The organism is Falsiruegeria litorea R37 (assembly GCF_900172225.1).
Taxonomy (GTDB): Bacteria; Pseudomonadota; Alphaproteobacteria; order Rhodobacterales; family Rhodobacteraceae; genus Falsiruegeria; species Falsiruegeria litorea.
The window spans coordinates 193,148-211,546 of sequence record NZ_FWFO01000003.1; the positions used below are offsets into that span (position 1 = coordinate 193,148).

At 58.2% G+C, this 18,399-nt stretch carries 22 protein-coding genes; 7 read left to right on the forward strand and 15 right to left on the reverse strand.

Translation table 11 applies throughout. From position 1 onward, the window contains the following. Nucleotides 1-69: 69 nt before the first annotated feature. A complete protein-coding gene (locus TRL7639_RS17250) occupies nucleotides 70-987 on the reverse strand; it encodes a threonine/serine dehydratase (protein ID WP_085797111.1) in 918 nt (305 codons plus the stop codon). Nucleotides 988-1,066: 79 nt separating this feature from the next. Between TRL7639_RS17250 and TRL7639_RS17255 the strand changes: the two genes are divergently transcribed. Further along, nucleotides 1,067-1,909: an LOG family protein gene (locus tag TRL7639_RS17255; protein ID WP_085797112.1), complete on the forward strand. Its 843-nt coding sequence runs from the start codon at nucleotides 1,067-1,069 to the stop codon at nucleotides 1,907-1,909. Between the two features lie 57 nt (nucleotides 1,910-1,966). Continuing rightward, nucleotides 1,967-2,254 carry a hypothetical protein gene (locus TRL7639_RS17260; protein WP_085797113.1) on the forward strand — a complete coding sequence of 96 codons (288 nt, stop codon included), beginning with the start codon at nucleotides 1,967-1,969 and terminating at the stop codon, nucleotides 2,252-2,254. Between the two features lie 15 nt (nucleotides 2,255-2,269). Here TRL7639_RS17260 and TRL7639_RS17265 read toward each other — a convergent pair whose 3' ends face one another. From TRL7639_RS17265 to TRL7639_RS17295, 7 genes are all read right to left on the reverse strand, one after another. Next, the gene (locus TRL7639_RS17265) at nucleotides 2,270-2,479 is read right to left on the reverse strand and encodes a hypothetical protein (RefSeq protein ID WP_085797114.1); all 210 of its coding nucleotides are present in this window, start codon (nucleotides 2,477-2,479) and stop codon (nucleotides 2,270-2,272) included. 118 nt (nucleotides 2,480-2,597) lie between these two features. Then, the gene (locus TRL7639_RS17270; RefSeq protein WP_085797115.1) at nucleotides 2,598-2,987 is read right to left on the reverse strand and encodes a phage holin family protein; all 390 of its coding nucleotides are present in this window, start codon (nucleotides 2,985-2,987) and stop codon (nucleotides 2,598-2,600) included. Between the two features lie 79 nt (nucleotides 2,988-3,066). Continuing rightward, entirely contained in the window at nucleotides 3,067-4,248 is a 1,182-nt protein-coding gene (gene rlmN / locus TRL7639_RS17275; protein WP_085797116.1) for a dual-specificity RNA methyltransferase RlmN, read from the reverse strand. Between the two features lie 87 nt (nucleotides 4,249-4,335). Further along, nucleotides 4,336-4,722 carry a lysozyme inhibitor LprI family protein gene (locus tag TRL7639_RS17280; RefSeq protein WP_085797117.1) on the reverse strand — a complete coding sequence of 129 codons (387 nt, stop codon included), beginning with the start codon at nucleotides 4,720-4,722 and terminating at the stop codon, nucleotides 4,336-4,338. After that, nucleotides 4,719-5,231, reverse strand: coding sequence for a DUF805 domain-containing protein (locus TRL7639_RS17285; RefSeq protein ID WP_085797118.1), 513 nt, complete (start codon nucleotides 5,229-5,231; stop codon nucleotides 4,719-4,721). The genes TRL7639_RS17280 and TRL7639_RS17285 overlap by 4 nt, the downstream gene beginning before the upstream one ends. Nucleotides 5,232-5,351: 120 nt before the next feature. Beyond that, nucleotides 5,352-5,915 (reverse strand): carboxymuconolactone decarboxylase family protein, encoded by a 564-nt coding sequence (locus TRL7639_RS17290; protein WP_085797119.1) that lies wholly within the window; start codon nucleotides 5,913-5,915, stop codon nucleotides 5,352-5,354. A 214-nt stretch (nucleotides 5,916-6,129) separates the two neighbouring features. Beyond that, nucleotides 6,130-6,669, reverse strand: a complete 540-nt coding sequence (locus TRL7639_RS17295) for an invasion associated locus B family protein (protein WP_085797120.1) — start codon at nucleotides 6,667-6,669, stop codon at nucleotides 6,130-6,132. Between the two features lie 172 nt (nucleotides 6,670-6,841). On the opposite strand from TRL7639_RS17295, the gene TRL7639_RS17300 reads away from it, so the two are divergent. Continuing rightward, entirely contained in the window at nucleotides 6,842-7,837 is a 996-nt protein-coding gene (locus tag TRL7639_RS17300; protein ID WP_085797121.1) for an asparaginase, read from the forward strand. A gap of 16 nt (nucleotides 7,838-7,853) precedes the next feature. Here TRL7639_RS17300 and TRL7639_RS17305 read toward each other — a convergent pair whose 3' ends face one another. From TRL7639_RS17305 to serB, 4 genes are read right to left on the reverse strand one after another with little or no spacing between them, the layout of a single operon-like run. Beyond that, nucleotides 7,854-8,168, reverse strand: a complete 315-nt coding sequence (locus tag TRL7639_RS17305; RefSeq protein WP_085797122.1) for a YciI family protein — start codon at nucleotides 8,166-8,168, stop codon at nucleotides 7,854-7,856. 24 nt (nucleotides 8,169-8,192) lie between these two features. Further along, the gene (locus tag TRL7639_RS17310; protein WP_085797123.1) at nucleotides 8,193-8,621 is read right to left on the reverse strand and encodes an SRPBCC family protein; all 429 of its coding nucleotides are present in this window, start codon (nucleotides 8,619-8,621) and stop codon (nucleotides 8,193-8,195) included. Further along, on the reverse strand, nucleotides 8,618-8,938 hold the full coding sequence (locus TRL7639_RS17315; RefSeq protein WP_085797124.1) for an ArsR/SmtB family transcription factor: 321 nt from the start codon (nucleotides 8,936-8,938) through the stop codon (nucleotides 8,618-8,620). Before TRL7639_RS17315 ends, TRL7639_RS17310 begins: the two co-directional genes overlap by 4 nt. A gap of 54 nt (nucleotides 8,939-8,992) precedes the next feature. Continuing rightward, nucleotides 8,993-9,871, reverse strand: coding sequence for a phosphoserine phosphatase SerB (serB, locus tag TRL7639_RS17320; protein ID WP_085797277.1), 879 nt, complete (start codon nucleotides 9,869-9,871; stop codon nucleotides 8,993-8,995). Nucleotides 9,872-10,229: 358 nt separating this feature from the next. Between serB and TRL7639_RS17325 the strand changes: the two genes are divergently transcribed. The 4 genes from TRL7639_RS17325 to TRL7639_RS17340 all read left to right on the forward strand — a co-directional run bounded on the left by TRL7639_RS17325 (nucleotide 10,230) and on the right by TRL7639_RS17340 (nucleotide 15,171). Continuing rightward, a complete protein-coding gene (locus TRL7639_RS17325) occupies nucleotides 10,230-11,384 on the forward strand; it encodes a phosphoserine transaminase (protein WP_085797125.1) in 1,155 nt (384 codons plus the stop codon). A gap of 93 nt (nucleotides 11,385-11,477) precedes the next feature. Beyond that, entirely contained in the window at nucleotides 11,478-13,073 is a 1,596-nt protein-coding gene (gene serA / locus TRL7639_RS17330) for a phosphoglycerate dehydrogenase (RefSeq protein ID WP_085797126.1), read from the forward strand. A 163-nt stretch (nucleotides 13,074-13,236) separates the two neighbouring features. Next, nucleotides 13,237-14,415 (forward strand): cytochrome P450, encoded by a 1,179-nt coding sequence (locus TRL7639_RS17335; protein ID WP_085797127.1) that lies wholly within the window; start codon nucleotides 13,237-13,239, stop codon nucleotides 14,413-14,415. Between the two features lie 18 nt (nucleotides 14,416-14,433). After that, a complete protein-coding gene (locus tag TRL7639_RS17340; RefSeq protein WP_085797128.1) occupies nucleotides 14,434-15,171 on the forward strand; it encodes a metallophosphoesterase family protein in 738 nt (245 codons plus the stop codon). Here TRL7639_RS17340 and TRL7639_RS17345 read toward each other — a convergent pair. The 3 genes from TRL7639_RS17345 to TRL7639_RS17355 form a co-directional block, all read right to left on the reverse strand. Continuing rightward, the gene (locus TRL7639_RS17345; protein WP_085797129.1) at nucleotides 15,151-16,107 is read right to left on the reverse strand and encodes a PLP-dependent cysteine synthase family protein; all 957 of its coding nucleotides are present in this window, start codon (nucleotides 16,105-16,107) and stop codon (nucleotides 15,151-15,153) included. The two genes, TRL7639_RS17340 and TRL7639_RS17345, sit on opposite strands and share 21 nt — an antisense overlap. Before the next feature lie 64 nt (nucleotides 16,108-16,171). Further along, nucleotides 16,172-17,200, reverse strand: a complete 1,029-nt coding sequence (gene tdh / locus TRL7639_RS17350) for an L-threonine 3-dehydrogenase (protein WP_085797130.1) — start codon at nucleotides 17,198-17,200, stop codon at nucleotides 16,172-16,174. Between the two features lie 14 nt (nucleotides 17,201-17,214). Next, on the reverse strand, nucleotides 17,215-18,399 hold the full coding sequence (locus tag TRL7639_RS17355; RefSeq protein WP_085797131.1) for a glycine C-acetyltransferase: 1,185 nt from the start codon (nucleotides 18,397-18,399) through the stop codon (nucleotides 17,215-17,217).

Consider the following 18,399-nt stretch of genomic DNA (forward strand, 5'->3'; position numbering starts at 1 on the left):
ACATGGCCTATAAGGGGCAACGGGCCAAGGCGCAATCCGACGCGCCCGCGCCTCTTTGCGGCGTTTTAGTCATGTTGCAAGGGGATCGGGCGCGATATTGCCGCCACAGACCAGAACAGCGACCTTTTCGCCCGGCTCGGGCACGTATGCCCCTGACATCAACGCGGCCAGTGCCGTCGCCCCGGCAGGCTCGACCAATTGGCGATGCTCGCGCCAGACCACCTGTTGCGCCTCGGTAATCGCGTCATCATTGACCAGCACCGATTGCATCCCCTGCGCCAACCCGAAACAGATGTCTCCGATCCGTCGAGCGCCAAGCGCATTGGCCGCCACACCTGACACGCTGACATCCACCGGCTCACCCGCTTTCAATGCCGCGTTCAGCGCGCAAGAGGTTTCAGGTTCAACCGCCACAACCTTGCGCGCGCCCTGAAACCACGCCAAAGCACCCGCAATCAGACCGCCGCCGCCAACTGCGATCAGAACCGTATCAGCCTGTAACCCCTGCGCGTCCCATTCCGCAAAACAGGTCCCCTGACCGACGACGGTCGCAGGCGCGTCATAGGCATGGATTTGCATCGCGCCCGTGTCGGCCTCATAGGTTTGTGCCAAAGCCAGAGCATTGGCGTATTCGCCCGGCACAACTGTCAGATCCGCACCGATCCCTTCGATCAGGGCAATCTTTGACGGGCCTGCCATTTCGGGCACAAAGATCTTTGCTGGGTATCCCAAGGCCCGCGCCGCATGGGCCGCCGCCGCACCATGATTACCGCCCGATGCTGCAACAACACCCGCCGCGGGAACATCGCAACTGAGCAAGGTGTTGAACGCACCCCGCGCCTTGAAACTGCCAGTGTGCTGGGTGTGCTCAAGCTTCAACTCAACCGGATAATCCAGGCCAAACCCAGTGACGGTCATCACCGGCGTCTTTTGCACATGACCCACAATCCGCTCTGCTGCCGCCTTGATGTCCGATTTCCATTGCATGGTCGCGTTCCTGTCACTGGTGTTGCCGGGGCGAACCCTATAGCTGTTGGGAAAACACGCAAGCAGGGAACCCCGTGCCATGAAAGAAGACCGCCTGAGCCCCTTCCGCGATGCGGGTACCGACCGATCCACCGCGCGCGAGGTTCCGGATACGCCGCAAACCCGCTCACCCGCTTACAAGCTGGCCTTTGCGGATGAGGATTTCCTGTGCCGGGATGAGCTGCGGCCCGTGCGTCTGCAGCTGGAGCTGCTGAAACCGGAACTGATGATGGGTGAGCGAGAGATCACTTCGACCATCGTGATGTTCGGCGGTGCGCGCATTCCAGAGCCCGCGCAGAAACACACAGCGCGGACTCAGACGCTGGCGGATTTGTCGGAGTACTATGACGAGGCGCGTGAATTTGCGCGACTGATGGCCGAAAAATCCAAGCAATCGGGCTGCCGCGAGAACGTGATCGTCACCGGCGGCGGCCCCGGCGTGATGGAGGCGGGTAACCGAGGGGCTGAAGATGCAGGTGGCTGTTCCATTGGCTTGAACATCGTGTTGCCACACGAGCAGGCCCCCAATGCCTATGTCACCCCCGACCTGAGCTTCAACTTTCACTACTTTGCGATCCGCAAAATGCACTTTCTGATGCGCGCGCGCGCCATCACTGTGTTCCCCGGCGGGTTCGGCACGATGGACGAGCTGTTCGAGGCACTGACCCTGATTCAGACCGGCCGAATGGATCGGGTTCCGTTCCTGCTCTTTGGTCGTGAATTCTGGGAGAAGGTGATCAACTGGGGCGCGCTGGCGGATGCAGGAACGATCTCGGACGAGGATCTGGACCTGTTCCGCTTTGTCGACACCGCGCAGCAGGCGATGGAGTTGATCGAAAACTGGGGCGTTGCACCGCCGCGCACCGACATTCCGGGACGCTGATCCGGGAATCGGCAAATCTGTGCTAGACTGGGCCCCTCAGCCACACAGGAGGGGCCAATGGCATATGTAACCGTCTCGACCTGGCGTTATGACGAAACGCTCGACGAAGCTGCATTGATCGAAAGCGCAGAGTCAAAGCTCAGTCAGCTCAAAGCCATGGGGGCAACTTCGGGTCACCTGGTCCGAACCGGTCCGACTGAGGGGATGATCGTGTTGATCTACCCAGACGAGGGGACGTGGAACCGTGTGCGTGAAACCGTCATGCACATGCGAGCCGATACGCGCCCTGAAACGGGCGGCACCAACACCGGCGCGCTGGAAGGGCCAGCCGCGGTTTCAGTGTAAGTCGGCTTAGATGTGTCAGCCGAACTGCACCGGAAGAACGCCCAGCTCTGTACCCTGGGGGAGCTTGGTAACGACCTGCGAGCCGCGCACGTCCTTGATTGCATAGCCAAAGCCCGCAATCCGGAATTTCCATTCCCGCGCGCTCAATGCCTTGGTGCGTTCCTGACGGAGCAAATCCAGAATGCCGTCTTCGATCAGCGTGCCGCCAATATCTGCCTGTGCCATTATTCCATCCTCAATCGTTATGTTTGTTTACAAAATGGAAACTGACTGTTGATCAGGGCCGAAATTTACCGGGAATGGGGAAAGATTAAGGCAGCCGTTTCAGCTGCCTTAGGGTCGTTTACTTTTTAGTTTTGCTGTCTTGCAGTTCCTTGAACAGGAACATCGGGATCAGAACACCCGCGATTACCGCACCTAGCCAGACCAGCAAAGTTGCGGCCAGCAGGTTCGACACCCCGCCGATGGTCAGGCCGGATGCGACCAGGTCGGTGATCAGCAGGCCAACAAAGGTCACGGCCAGGGCCACACCCCCTTTGAGCGCCGGAACATTTTTCTCGCTGATCCTGGTGATCAGCGGATCGGCAATCACCTGAACAACGGTGAAAACCAATACGACAACAATGATAGACAGTGGCGCGATTTTGAATCCGGGCAACAAGGCCACCGCCAGCAAAAGACCGACAGCGTTGCCGATCAAAAGTGCGACAGCCGACAAGATACGGCGGGACATGGGATCAACTCCTCACATTCAATTTCATCAGAACTTGAATGCACCCTACCCCCGGATCAGGTGAAATTCATCAAGAATTTCAAAGCCCGGCTTCGGCCTCGATCTGTTTGCGTGACTTGCGCGCGCGCTCGGTCGCGGACTTGAGCTGACCACAGGCGGCCATGATATCCTCGCCCCGCGGCGTGCGGATCGGCGAGGCGTAGCCCGCTTTGTAGATGATGTCCGCAAAGGCATGGATCCGGTTGCCGGAACTGCGCTTGTACGGCGCACCTGGCCATTCATTGAACGGGATCAGGTTGATCTTGGCCGGAATGTTGTATTCCTTGATCAACTCGATCAGCCGGTGTGCGTCTTCCTTGGTGTCGTTTACGCCATCGAGCATCACGTATTCAAAGGTGATCCGTTCCGAGTTGCTGGCACGCGGGTAATCCGCCAAAGCCTGCAAGAGTTCCTTGATCTTCCACCGCTTGTTGATGGGCACCAAAATGTCGCGCGTTTCGTCCGTGGTCGCGTGGAACGAGATCGCGAGAAGACAGCCGATTTCTTGGGCGGTGCGGGCAATTTCGGGCACCACCCCACTTGTCGACAGCGTAATCCGGCGACGGGAAAGCGAGATGCCCTCGGGGTCCATCGTGATCTTCATCGCGTCGCGGACGTTGTCAAAATTGTACAGCGGTTCGCCCATGCCCATCAGCACGATGTTCGACAGCAGGCGGGTTTCGTCTTTGGGCTCGCCCGGAACGGGCCATTCTTCCAAATCGTCGCGCGCCATCATGATCTGCCCCACGATTTCAGCCGACGTCAGGTTGCGTACCAGCTTTTGCGTGCCCGTGTGACAGAACGAACAGGTCAGGGTGCAGCCCACCTGAGACGACACACACAACGTACCGCGCCCCTCTTCGGGGATGTACACCACCTCGACCTCGTGCCCGCCCGCGATCCGCACCAGATACTTGCGGGTGCCGTCCTCGGACACCTGACGCGAGACAACCTCGGGGATTTCGATCACGAACTTTTCAGCCAGATCCGCACGGTAGGTTTTCGCCAGATTGGTCATCTCGGCAAAGTCGCGTACGCCCCACTGATAGATCCATTGCCAGATCTGTCCGACCCGCATCTTGGCCTGCTTTTCCGGCGTGCCGTTTTCGATCAGAACCTCGCGCATTTGCGCACGGGTCAGACCAACAAGGTTGATCGGCCCCTCGGGCAATTTGCGGGGGATCGTCATGACGTCTTGGGTGATCGGCGCTTTGGCAGACATGGCTTTGCTCGGATTCTGTCGCGGGATGAGCCTCTATATAGGATTTCCAGCAAAGATCAAAAGGTTTCGCGGAACAAAGCGCGGCGCCTATTGGGCCATGCTCATAAGCTCTGTGATCCGGGCCCGTCCCAATTCAATCTTGCAGGATTGGATGGCGATACCTGTGCCCGAACCTCCACCGAAAGAAGCCCCCACAGCATTGCATTGTGCATCGCGATAGGCTGCCCAGGCTTCCTGCGCCGTGTTCATCGCAGGCACCGCAACCGCTCGTCCCGTGACCTCATCCAATTCCTGTGCCGATGCCATCGCGATCTCTTGCGCGATCCCCATTGCAGCCTCGACGCGTTGCGCCGCTTCCGAGACGCAAGCTCCGATTTCAACTTGCGAGCCCGCATCGCTGCATTCCAACGACGGGTCAGCAGCAACATGGAAAGGGTAAAGGCACAGAAGGAACAAACATATCTTCTTGATCATGAAGGTGCTCCATATTCGTTTGTTTCGGGCTGAGATGGACGGGTCAGCCACCAGATCATGAGTATTGCCAGTGCAAGTTGCACGATTCCGGCTACGAACAGTCCGGTCAGACCAACGGCTGCGGCGGGACCACGCAGAACATCCGGGTCCTCGACACGTGCTTCCATAAAGGAAAAGGCCATGATCCCCGAAAACAGGAACAACACGGTCGTCATGGAAACAAGCATTGGCAGCAAAAGGTACCATCCTGGATACCCACCATCGTGCATGCGCCGCCATCCAGCTGCAAGCAAAGGCAGGAAGGTTGCGATCTGAAAGAGGCCAGTGAACAGGCGGCTCTGTTCCAGTGTTTCTGGGTTCACTCCAAAAAGCATGCGGTCAACGACCGATAGCGCCGCAGATATCAACACTACAAACAGCAGGAACCACCAATACTCTGGTCGGCCAGCCCTGCCTGAGAATGTTACGTACTTTGAGAAACATGTCTTAACGGCTTCGGAAAAAGTCATCTTGACCCTCATATATTCAAATATCGGTATGCTGCCCGATCGTAAGTTGAGCGGTCAAACAAAAACGGTCGGCCCGCCTTATGACAGGTCGACCGCTGCAAGCCAAAGTGGCAAATACCGTTACTCGGCCGCCGCGCGGCGCTGCCACGCAAAGGGCTGGAACATCCCATCCACCGGCGTTTCAAACAGCGCGTTGGTGTAGTTCGACAGAACCTTTTGCGCAAAGATCACCAGCAAGTCCTGCAGCGCCTTGTCGTCATAGCCCGCAGACCGGAACGTAGCCAGATCATCCGCTGATGGGCGGCCATGGTTGTCGCGCAAAGCCAGGGTAAAGCCGCGCAGGGTTTCCAGCTTGGCATCCGCCAGTGGCATTTCATCGCGCAGCGCATCAATGATGTCGTTCGACACCTTCTCGCGCTTGGCAATCCCGGTGTGGGCAGGCACGCAGTAGTGGCAATGGTTGGCAACGTTCACCGTCATCCAAATCACCGTGCGTTCCTCGGGCGAGAAGCCGGTTGTCATCGCCAGACGCGACAGCTCTTTGTACGCCTCAAGCAATGCGGGGCTGGTCGCCATGACGCCGTGCAAGTTGGGGATCGAGCCAAAGGCTTTGACCGACCCTTCGAGCAGGGGTATGGCGGCGTCGGGGGCGGTTTCGATGGTGTGAATGGTGGTCTCGGTCATGGATCCTGGTCCTTGGTCAGAATTACCGACGCAAAGTAGTCACGAAATCCAAGGGACAAAACGGCGATCCTGGCACAGTATTCTGTGCATCAACGCTCAGCAGATCACGGGATTGTGGCTTTTGGAAACAAGATATTCGCAGATTTGCGGCATTCCGAACCAGGCTCGCGAAAGCGACGGCCCCGGAGCAGCCCGGGGCCATATTGACGCTCAATTACTTGGTGCAGCGTTTTTCCGCGTCTTCGATCGCAGCGGTAAAGCCCAAGAGAGAGAATGTATCCTTGGTCTGCGTCCCGCGCGCCGAGCGTGCGGTCAAAATCGCCTGAGCGCCGCGCTTCATCGCGGTGATGATCTTGGCGTCATCCGCAGCCGTCGCGGGCCATGCCCATTCGCCTTCGGTGAACAGCTCAAACTCGGTGCCGCCAACGTTCAGGTTCACGGTCGAACCCGGCGCAAAGGGATAGCCACCGGTAAAGGTAACTTGACCTTTCACCTCTGCCTTGGGGCGGAAGAACACGAACAGCAGGATGTCGCTGCGCCGCACGGCGACGACACGACCACCACGGGTGTTCACGGTCTCCTTGGGGGCTGACACGCTCCAGCATTCGGTGGGATCGTCTTCGACAAAGACGCTCCAATCCGTTTTGGCCGCCACCCGGTTCGAGCTCTGCGCCTGAGCATATGCGCTGGTTGCCGAGACGGTCATGCCCGCCATACACAGGCCCGCGATCATGCGGACAAGTTTCGATCCCATTTGTCCAGCCTCCTAGACTGTCCTTAACCTCAATTCCATGGTGCGCCTGCAGGCTTTAGGACCTGTCTGTCTTGCGCAACCCATCGTTTGCCGACATAGACACATTAACGCAGGTTTCGCCATGGTTGAAAGAGTGATTGGCGGGAATCTGCCCAGAAAAGGGGAGTTTACGATGACAAATCCGGTACCGATGACCGAAATCTGGCGGGGCCCGTTTCTGGAGAGCGTCCATTTGGGTCACGCGGTGATCTGTGACGACACCGGTCAGATCGTGCGCAGCTGGGGGGATCCCAACGCGCGCATCTATCCCCGCTCGTCCGCCAAGATGATTCAGGCGCTCCCCCTGCTCAGCTCGGGGGCTGCTGCCAAATACGGGCTCAACAGCGAGCACATGGCGCTTGCCTGCGCCTCACACAATGGCGCTGCGATCCATACCGATCGAGTGTCGGCATGGCTCGATCACCTTGGGTTGGGGGATGATGATTTCCGCTGCGGCCCGCAAGAGCCCGCGGACATAGAGGCCCGCAATGGCCTGATCCTTGATCACAAATCCCCCTGCCAGATGCACAACAACTGCTCAGGCAAACACGCCGGTTTTCTGACCCTGACCCAGCACATGGATGCGGGCACCGAATACATCGACATCGATCATCCCGTGCAACAGGCCTGTCTGGCAGCATTCGAAGAAACCGCAGGCGAGACCAGTCCCGGTTACGGGATCGACGGCTGTTCAGCACCCAATTTTGCAACCTCGCTGACAGGGCTGGCCCGATCGATGGCGTGGTTTGCTTCGGCAGCCGACCGCTCGGACCGCCAAAGCGCCGCCGCCGAGCAGTTGACCGCCGCCATGATCAAGCACCCGGAATTGGTCGCGGGCGAAGGCCGTGCCTGCACCGAGCTGATGCGGGCGATGAATGGCAAAGTTGCGATCAAGACCGGGGCCGAGGCCGTGTTCATCGCCATCATCCCTGAAAAACGCATGGGCGTTGCGCTGAAAATCGCGGATGGCACAACGCGCGCCAGCGAATGTGCGATTGCCGCCATTCTGGTCGAGCTTGGCGTTCTGGACGCCGATCACCCGGCGACCAGAAAGTACATGAACGCGCCGATCCTGAACCGGCGCAATGTGGATTGTGGCGTGATCAAACCGGCGGCTGGGTTCCTTTGAACCCAGGCCTGCGGGCTTACATCTCCATCACTTCGGCAACCTCGACCGAGCCGGTGCCATCAACGACCATCGGGCACCCCTTGGCCATTTCGGTGGCCGCATCCATGCTGTCGGCCTTGACCACGGTGTAGCCCGAGATTGGGTTCGCCCCGCCATCGTCAGCTACGCCACCTGCGCTGACAGTCTTGGACATGCCAACCGGCGCGCCGGGGATTTCCAGCGCCTCGCCTATGTTCTCGAACCAGGCACCCCAGGCTGCCATGACCCGCTCGCCCTCTTCCTGAGTTTCGGGCTTTGCACCGCCGTGATAGGCAAATACGAACTGTGGCATTTCAATTTCCTCCTGTTGCAATCGTTAATTCAATTGAGCGGACAGCTTGCGCAGCGACGACGTCCAGCCGCTTTCATGGTTGGCGCTGATCTCGTCATCACCAAGCTCTCGGTGATCAATCAGCAGCCGCGCACCAGATGCGGTTTCGACAATCGTGAACGTCACATGGCTTTCGGCGCCGCGCTTGTCGTCGTCATCGTGCCAGCCCCAGGTGAAACCAACCGACTTGGGCGCGTCGACATGGGTCACCTGACCGGATACCTTGTATTGCTGCCCCTCTTCGTTCTGCATGACCGAATACCAGGGGCCAAGGCGCGAGAAATCCAGATCATGCACCGGCACATGCAGCCCCTCGGGGCCCCACCATTTCAGCAGCTTTTCAGTGTTCGTCACCCAAGCATACAGCTTGTCAGGGCTCACGGGAAACTCACGCTCAAGACGCAGGTCGGTCATTGCTCATCCTCCAGAATGGCGGCTTCCAACCGGTCAAGGCTGGTTTCCCAAAATTCACGTTTCGAAATGGTCCAATCCGCGATGGCGCGCAGCCCGTCAGGTTGGATGGAATAGAGGCGCTGAGGGCCTTGGGCACGCTGTTTGACCAACCCCGCCTGGCGCAATACCTTCAGATGCCGCGAGATCGCGGCACCAGACATGCCGCGCCCCTCGATCAGGTCCCCCGCAGGCAGTTCACCTTGCGCCATAAGTTGTTCGACGATTCCTAATCGGGTGGAATCAGACAGGGCAGAAAATGCAGTGACGAGATCAGGCATACCCAATATTTAACACCATCGTTAAATATGTAAAGTCCCGATCTGCCGAGGCTGTCAGCTCAGAACAAACTCACTACGCGCATAGCCCTGCACATAAAGCAACGCGGTCAAATCGCCGTGGTTGATCCGCACGTCACATTCAACCGCGACAGAGGGCTTGGCATGCAGCGCCACGCCGGTTCCAGCCCGCTTGAGCATGCCCAAATCATTGGCCCCGTCACCGACAGCAATCACATCCGCCTCGGCAATCCCCAGACGGTCTGTGATCTGTTCCAAAGCTTCGACCTTGGCCTGCTTTCCAAGTATCGGGCGACCCGCCTCTCCGGTCAGCTTGCCGTCTGCCACCAGCAGCGTGTTGGCCCGGTTCTCGTCAAACCCCAGCGTTGCTGCAACCGAGGAAGTAAAGGCCGTGAACCCGCCCGACACCAATGCGGCGTAACCGCCATTTGCCTTCATCGTGGTCAACAGCGCCTTACCACCCGGCATCAATGTGATCCGCTCCTCCAGCACCTGCTGAATAACGCTCTCGTCCAGGCCTTTGAGCAATCCAACACGCTCGGTCAGCGCCCCTTCGAAGTCCAACTCACCATTCATTGCCCGTGCGGTGATTTCTTTGACGCGCGCGCCCACACCGGCCACTTCGGCCAGTTCGTCAATGCACTCCTGCTGGATCATGGTGCTGTCCATATCCGCGAGCAGCATCTTTTTGCGCCGCCCCTCGAAGGGTTGCACCACCAGATCCACACCCGTTTTTTGCAGATCGGCCCAGACGTCCCACTGATTCTCGGGCAGCGTTGTCAGCGTGAACTCGGCCGCCTCATCAGGGCTAAGCCACTGCGCGTCGCCGCCGCCCCATGCGTTGCGCAGGGATTCGACCAAAGCCGGGTCCAGGTTTGGTTGAGCGGGATTCGTGAGCAGCGTGACGACAAACATGAGGGCATCTCCTTTGCCCTTCACATACCGCAGGTGCAGAAAATGCACCAGAGATCAGCTTTCTTAAGCTTCAACCTTCGTCGCACGTTTCCGTCGATCCAGTCAGGGAACCTTACCACATTGATTTAGTACACTTTTTCAAAGGAACCCTAAACCTCAACCAACAATCAAACCGCTCCAGAACAGCCATTCATACTCGGAACAAGAGTTTCCGATAGTGGTCATTTACGTCGCCTTCTCACAACAAACGGTCGAAATCAGACCTCTTTTCGACTTGCACGCCGCGCCGCAGCGGCCTAGCTCTGTCCGCGGGACACCCTTCCCCAACGAAGGGCAGATATCTGTAAGGATACCAGCAATGGCTACTCAGCAACCGGCAGCGCGCCCGGCCAATCCGCGTTTCTCCTCTGGCCCCTGTGCCAAACCCCCCACATTTGATGTTTCCAAACTCGCCGACGCCGCTCTTGGCCGCTCGCACCGTGCCGCTGTTGGCAAGGACAAGCTGAAGGCCGCGATCGAAGGCACGCGAGAGGTTCTGGGCATCCCCGCAGATTACAAGATCGGCATCGTGCCCGCCTCGGACACCGGGGCCGTGGAAATGGCCCTCTGGTCGCTGCTGGGTCAGCGCAAGGTCGAAATGCTGGCCTGGGAAAGCTTTGGCTCGGGCTGGGTCACCGATGTTGTGAAACAGCTGAAGATCGAGGCTGAGGTCAAAACCGCCGATTATGGCCAGATCGTTGATCTCGCATCCGTCGATTTCAACAATGATGTTGTGTTCACCTGGAACGGCACCACTGCCGGCGTGCGCGTCCCCAACGGCGACTGGATCGCTGATGACCGCGACGGATTGACCATCTGCGACGCCACCTCGGCCGCCTTTGCGATGGACCTACCCTGGGACAAGCTGGATGTGACCACGTTCAGCTGGCAAAAGGTGCTGGGTGGCGAGGCCGCGCATGGCATGCTGATCCTCAGCCCCCGTGCGGTGGAACGTTTGGAAGGCTACACCCCAGCCTGGCCACTTCCGAAAATTTTCCGCCTGACCAAGGGTGGCAAACTGATCGATGGCATCTTTACCGGAGCAACCATCAATACGCCCTCAATGCTTGCGGTCGAAGATTACCTGTTTGCGCTGGACTGGGCTCGCTCCGTTGGTGGCCTGCAGGGTCTGATTGCCCGTGCGGATGCCAATGCACAGGCCGTTTTCGATTTCTGCGACGCCAACGATTGGATCACCAACTTGGCCGAAGATGACGCAACCCGCTCGAACACAAGCGTCTGCCTGAAGTTCACCGACGCCCGCATCCAAGACGGCGCTGCCTTTGCCAAGGCTGTCGCCAAACGGTTGGAGGCCGAGAACATCGCGCTCGATATCGGCGCGTACCGCGATGCTCCCGCCGGTCTGCGGATCTGGTGTGGCGGCACGGTCGAAACTTTGGACATCCAGGCGATGCTGCCTTGGTTGGCCTGGGCGTTCGACACCGAAATCGCAGCACAATCCCAAGCCGCTTAACGCAACGGGGACCGTTTTCTTGAAAAGAAAACGAGGCGGAATTTTTCAAAAATTCCGCTCCCCTCCCGCACCCAGAACATAGGACCCATTCCAATGGCCCCCAAAGTACTCGTTTCCGACAAACTCAGCGAAACCGCCGTTCAGATCTTTCGCGATCGCGGCATCGACGTGGATTTCCAGCCTGATCTGGGCAAGGACAAAGACAAACTGGCCGAGGTGATCGGCCAATATGACGGCCTGGCCATCCGCTCGGCCACCAAAGTGACCGAAAAGATCCTGGCCAATGCCGACAACCTCAAGGTCATCGCCCGCGCTGGCATCGGCACCGACAACATCGACAAGGATGCCGCGTCGAAAAAGGGCGTGATCGTAATGAACACGCCGTTCGGCAACATGATCACCACCGCCGAGCACGCCATTGCGATGATGTTTGCCGTTGCACGTCAAATCCCCGAGGCCAGCGAAAGCACTCATGCCGGGAAATGGGAAAAATCCAAGTTCATGGGCACCGAACTGACCAACAAGACGCTTGGCGTCATTGGTGCGGGCAATATCGGCGGCATCGTTTGTGACCGCGCCCGTGGTCTGAAAATGAAAGTCGTCGCCTATGATCCTTTTTTGAGCGAAGAGAAGGCCGACAAGATGGGCGTTGAAAAGGTCGAACTCGACGACCTGCTGGCGCGCGCCGATTTCATCACCCTGCACGTGCCGTTCACCGACGCCACTGCCAACATCCTGAGCCGCGAAAACCTGGCTAAGACCAAAAAAGGTGTTCGCATCATCAACTGCGCGCGTGGTGGTCTGGTCGACGAAGAAGCCCTGGCCGAGATGCTGCAATCGGGCCATGTCGCTGGTGCGGCCTTTGACGTCTTTGCCGTGGAACCGGCCAAGGACAATGCGCTCTTCAACCTGCCCAACGTGGTCTGCACGCCCCATTTGGGCGCCGCCACGACCGAGGCACAGGAAAACGTCGCCCTGCAGGTGGCCGAGCAGATGTCGAACTATCTGCTGACCGGCGCGGTGGAAAACGCGCTGAACATGCCGTCGGTCACCGCAGAAGAGGCCAAGGTCATGGGCCCTTGGATCAAACTGGCCGGTCACTTGGGCTCTTTCGTGGGTCAGATGACGGACGAGCCGGTCAAGGCGATCAACATCCTTTATGACGGCGTCGCGGCCGAGATGAACCTGGCCGCGCTCAACTGTGCCGTGGTCGCGGGAATCATGAAAAAGTTCAACCCCGAGGTGAACATGGTCTCGGCTCCGGTTGTCGCCAAGGAACGTGGCATCCAGATTTCGACAACCAATCAGGACAAGTCGGGCGCATTTGAGGGTTATATCAAGGTTACCGTGGTCACCGACAAGCGCGAGCGTTCGATCGGTGGCACCGTGTTCAGTGATGGCAAGCCGCGCTTTATCCAGATCAAAGGCATCAACATCGACGCCGAAATCGGACGCCACATGCTCTATACGACCAACGAGGACGTGCCAGGCATCATCGGTACATTGGGTCAGACCATGGGCGAAAACGGCGTAAACATCGCAAACTTTACCCTGGGCCGCGCTGGTGCTGGTGAAGAAGCCATCGCATTGCTTTACGTGGACGAACCCGTTCCGGCCGAAGCACGTGCCAAACTTGCAGAAACCGGCCTGTTCACCCAGATCAAGCCACTTGAATTTGACGTCGTCTAATCCGTAATTTCGACGGTGCTTTGAAAACGCTTCTCCAATTGAGGAGCGTTTTCTCATTTCAAGAACATGCTTGGGACAAAGTTGACCCAAGTTGCCGTGCACTATTTTAATTCACTTGTTAACATTTATGGATATATTGGTGCCGTGCATCCAAGGACGCGTCATGCCCCAAGTCCCATCTGATTCCTCAATTGACATCAATACGCTCCACCGCGATCCCTATCCGATCTATCGACGATTGCGGCGTGAAACACCTGTACTGAACGTACCTGCCTTGGGGCGAATTTTCCTGACCAAGGCAGACGATATTCGAAACGTAAAGGACAACCCTTCACTCTTTCGGTCAGGGGGCACAGAAACGCCGATGGAGCGCGCGTTCCAAGCGACGACTCTCATGCGTAAGGATGGTGATGATCACACACGTGACCGTCAGGCAATGGCGCCTGCATTCTCTCCAAGAAACCTCAAGGACCACTGGCACGGCATCTATTTTAAAACCGCACAGGATTGTTTGGATAGACTGCCACGCAATGGCACTATTGACATATTCCATGACCTCGCCGCGCCTTATGCTGCGCGGTGTCTAGCTCATTTGCTTGGCATTGAATCGGCATCGGACGCACAGATGATCCATTGGTCACAGACGCTGATCGATGGAGCCGGTAATTTCGCGTGGAAGGCAGCCCCTTTCCAAGCGACAGATGCGGCCAATATAGAAATGAACGCGTTGTTCGAACACGAAACCAAACGACACCTTCACCAACAAGGCCCTTCCGCTCTGTCAACCATGGTCAACGCAGCCGATCCCATCGAGCTTTCGCAAATCCGTGCGAACCTGAAGATTGCCATTGGCGGGGGAATAAACGAACCACGCGATGCACTTTGCACGATTTTGTTTGGATTGCTGACCAATCCTGAATACTTGGCCGCCACCAAAGAAGATCCCAAATGGTTCGCTGAAGCCTTCGAAGAAGGTGTTCGTTGGGTGGCGCCGATCCAAACCAGCTCTCGTCGCGCTGCTGAAGATACGGAAATTCGGAACATGCCAATTGCAAAGGATCAAATCGTGATGACGATTCAAGCCAGTGCTGGTCATGACGAAGACATCCACAAGAACCCCGAACACTTTGATCTGTTTCGCCCCAAGAAGACACATCAAAGCTTTGCCAGCGGTCCGCATTTTTGCCAAGGCACACATGTGGCCCGGATGATGCTGATCAAGGTCATGCTCCCGTTGCTCTTTGAGCGGTTTCCAAATATCTCACTGCCTGACCCTCACAGTGTTCCCTGGTATGGCTTTGCCTTCAGGGGCCCAACCTCTTTGCCGATACGTCTGGCCTAGGACATTGAAAGCCGCACGATGACGACACCTGTTTATGCCATTGGTGACATTCACGGTCAGTTGGGGCTTCTCGAAGCTGCTCTCGATCGGATCGAAACGGATGGGGGCAAAGATGCACGCATCGTGTTCTTGGGTGACTATACCGACCGGGGACCAGACAGTCGCAAGGTGCTTGATCTTTTGGTGCAAGGCAGAGCTCAAGGGCGTAATTGGATTACACTCAAGGGCAATCACGATCGAATGTTTGCCATGTTCATGCAAGACTACCCAATGAACGACAATCAGTTGCTTGTTGGCTACCATTGGCTGCACGAACGCCTTGGTGGCATCGAAACGCTGGCTTCATACGGTGTCGACGTCCCCGAGCGCGCTCGCATTCATCAAGTCCATGCATCTGCGCGCCAGGCTATTCCGTCTCAGCATGTGGCATTTCTGAACGACTTACCTGCAGCACATCTGCAGGACGGTCTGTTGTTCGTACACGCAGGTGTCCGACCCGAAGTGGCATTTGAAAATCAGACCGAAGATGATCTGATCTGGATCAGACAAACATTTCTGGATTACCGAAAACCACATCCATGGTTGGTGGTGCATGGGCACACCCCGGCCAAACAGGCCGAACACAAAGGCAACCGCGTCAATCTCGATTCCGGCGCTGCATTTGGCGGGCCTTTGTCCGCTGCCGTGTTCGAAAACGGTGATTGCTGGTTGTTGACGGATCAAGGCCGGATGCGATTAGTTCCAGAGATCGGTTGAAAGATACTTCAAACCACTGTCGCAGATCACAACGCCGATCACCCCTCCGGCCTCTGGTCCCTCCAGCAGCTTTAGTGCCGCGGCCACATTGGCCCCGGCAGAAAACCCGGCAAAGATCCCCTCTTCTTGTGCCAGCGCGCGCGTCGTCTTCCGGGCGTCTTCACCTGTCACGGTCAAGAACCCCTCAGCGCAGACACCGCGCAGGAACGTCAAATCCGGCATGGCATAGCCGCCACCTTGAATGGGATGCCCAGCTTGGGTGACCTCGTGACCGGCCAAGGTCGCAGCCCCTTCAGGTTCGACAAGATATCCGCGCAGATCGGCCTTAAATTGGCGCAAGCCTTGCATCGTTCCCGCAAAAGTCCCTCCGGAGCCAACGAAATCCACAAATGCAGTCAGCGTGTGATCCGAGTCCGTCCAAAGCTCGGGCGCTGTAGTGGCTGCATGCGCTTGGGCATTGCCTGGATGATGAAACTGATCGGCCCGAAAAGCGCCGCGCCTTGCGGTAATCCGAGCAGCCTCTTCTTCGACCAAGGCCAGGTCCGCACCAGACACTTCGCCTGATATGCCCCCAGGGGCTTGATCGACCAACACCACCTCGGCGCCAAGGGCTGCCATCATCCGCGCGCGCTCTTCGGAATTGCCGCGCGACATGACCGCCACAAAAGGATAGCCCTTGATTCCACAGACAATCGCCAACCCGGTGCCCATGTTGCCGCTGGTCAGTTCGACCACGGTCTGGCCGGGCACAAGACTGCCATCCGCTTCGGCTGCTTCGATGATCCCCTTGGCCGCGCGGTCCTTTTTGGAGAACCCCGGGTTCAGATAATCCAGCTTCGCCAAGATCCGCCCCTGCAGTCCGCGTGCGGCGACCACCCGGTCCAGCCATACAGATGGCGTACCGCCAATCACATCCACGATAGAGCTGTGACCCATGTTTTCACCCTTTTGAAAATACTCCGGGGGAGTCGCGTGGCGACGGGGGCAGAGCCCCCATCCCTCAGCTCCAATCCAGAACCACCTTGCCACTCTGACCCGATTTCATCGCCGCAAACCCGGCCTCGAACTCATCGACCCGAAAACGGTGCGTGATAACGCGGCTGACGTCCAGCCCGTTTTGCAGCATGGCAATCATCTTGTACCAGGTCTCGAACATCTCGCGGCCATAGACGCCCTTGATCGTGATCGCCTTGAACACGATGCGTGACCAATCCACCGGCGATGTGCCCGGTGGAATACCCAGCAAGGCAATCTTGCCGCCCATCACCAGCGCCTCGACCATCTGATCCAGCGCGGCCTGAGAGCCCGACATTTCAAGCCCGACGTCGAACCCTTGGGTCAACCCGAGCTCATTGACCACATCGTTCAGATCCTTGCGCGACACATCAACGGCACGAACCGTGGGCACCACGTGTCCGGCCAGTTTCAAACGGTCTACATTGATGTCGGTTATCACCACGTTGCGCGCACCCGCGTGACGCGCCACCGCTGCCGCCATGATGCCGATGGGGCCTGCACCAGTGATCAACACATCTTCACCCAGCAAATCAAAGCTCAGTGCGGTGTGCACCGCATTGCCCAGAGGGTCCAGAATGGCGCCGATCTCATCCGGGATGTCATCCGGCAAGGGCACCACGTTGAAGGCGGGCAGCCGCAGGTATTCGGCAAAGGCCCCCTGCTCGTTCACGCCAATCCCGCGTGTGCCTGGATCAAGGTGAAACTTGCCCGCGCGGCTCTGACGGCTGTCAGTGCCGATCAGATGACCCTCGCCCGAGCAGCGCTGGCCCACGCTCAGACCAGTCACGTTGCGCCCAAGTTCGACGATCTCACCGGCGAACTCGTGCCCCGTGATCATCGGCACCGGCACCGTGTGTGACGCCCATTCATCCCAGTTCCAAATGTGAATGTCGGTTCCGCAAATCCCGGTCTTGTTGACCCGTACCAATACTTCATCCGGGCCAATCTCGGGCACCGGCGCGCGCACCTGCCACAGCCCCTCTCGGGGATGCGACTTCTCCAGAGCCTTCATCGTATTTGGTCGCATCAGATCACTCCCAGCTCTTTGCCTACCTTGCCAAAGGCGGCCAGTGCACGGTCCAGATCCTCGCGTGTCAGGGCCGCATTCATCTGCGTCCGGATGCGCGCCTTGCCTCGCGGGACCACAGGAAAGAAGAAGCCGGAAACATAGACACCCTCGTCAAACAGCTTGGAGGCCATCTCTTGCGCCAGGGTCGCATCGCCCAGCATCACAGGGATGATCGGGTGTTCCCCTTCAAGCAGGTCGAACCCCAGCTCGGACAGTCCTTTGCGCCAGTACACCGCGTTTTCAAACAATTGCGCGCGCAAGGCGCCCCCTTCTTCGACCAGGCGAATTGCCTCGATCCCGGCGGCGACGATGGCAGGCGGCAGCGAGTTTGAGAACAGATAGGGCCGCGCCCGCTGCCGCAGCAGGTCGATCACTGGTTGGCGAGCAGCGATGTAACCGCCGATTGCCCCCCCGAGTGCCTTGCCCAAAGTCCCCGTCAGAATGTCCACATCAACGCCAAAGTGATCTGGGGTGCCAGCCCCGTTCGGACCCATAAAGCCCGTGGCGTGGCAGTCGTCGACCATGACTACGGCGTCATATTTGTCCGCCAGCGCACGGATGGCGGGAAGATTGGCCAGGTAACCATCCATCGAGAACACACCGTCGGTCGCGATCATGATATGCCGCGCACCATCCGCGCGGGCCTGTTTCAACCACGCCTCGAGGTCGTTCATGTCATTGTTCAGATAGCGATAGCGCTTGGCCTTGCACAGCCGTACCCCGTCGATGATCGAGGCGTGGTTCAAGCTGTCCGAGATGATGGCATCATCGGGGCCCAACAGCGGCTCGAACAGTCCGCCGTTGGCATCGAAACAGGCCGCAAACAGGATCGCGTCGTCCTTGTTCAGGAACTTGGCCAGGCGCTGCTCCAGCTCGCGGTGAATGTCCTGCGTACCGCAGATGAACCGGACAGAGGCCATGCCAAACCCTTTGTCCCCCATCGCGCCCTGTGCGGCCTCGATCAAAGCGGGGTGGTCCGCCAAACCCAGGTAGTTGTTGGCGCACAAGTTGATCACCTCGCGATCGCCCACGGTGATCTCGCCCCCTTGGGCGGAGGTGATCATTCGTTCGCGTTTATAAAGGCCCTCGGCTTCGATCTGCTCAAGGGTGTCGGAAACATGGGACAAAAACGCGTGGGACAT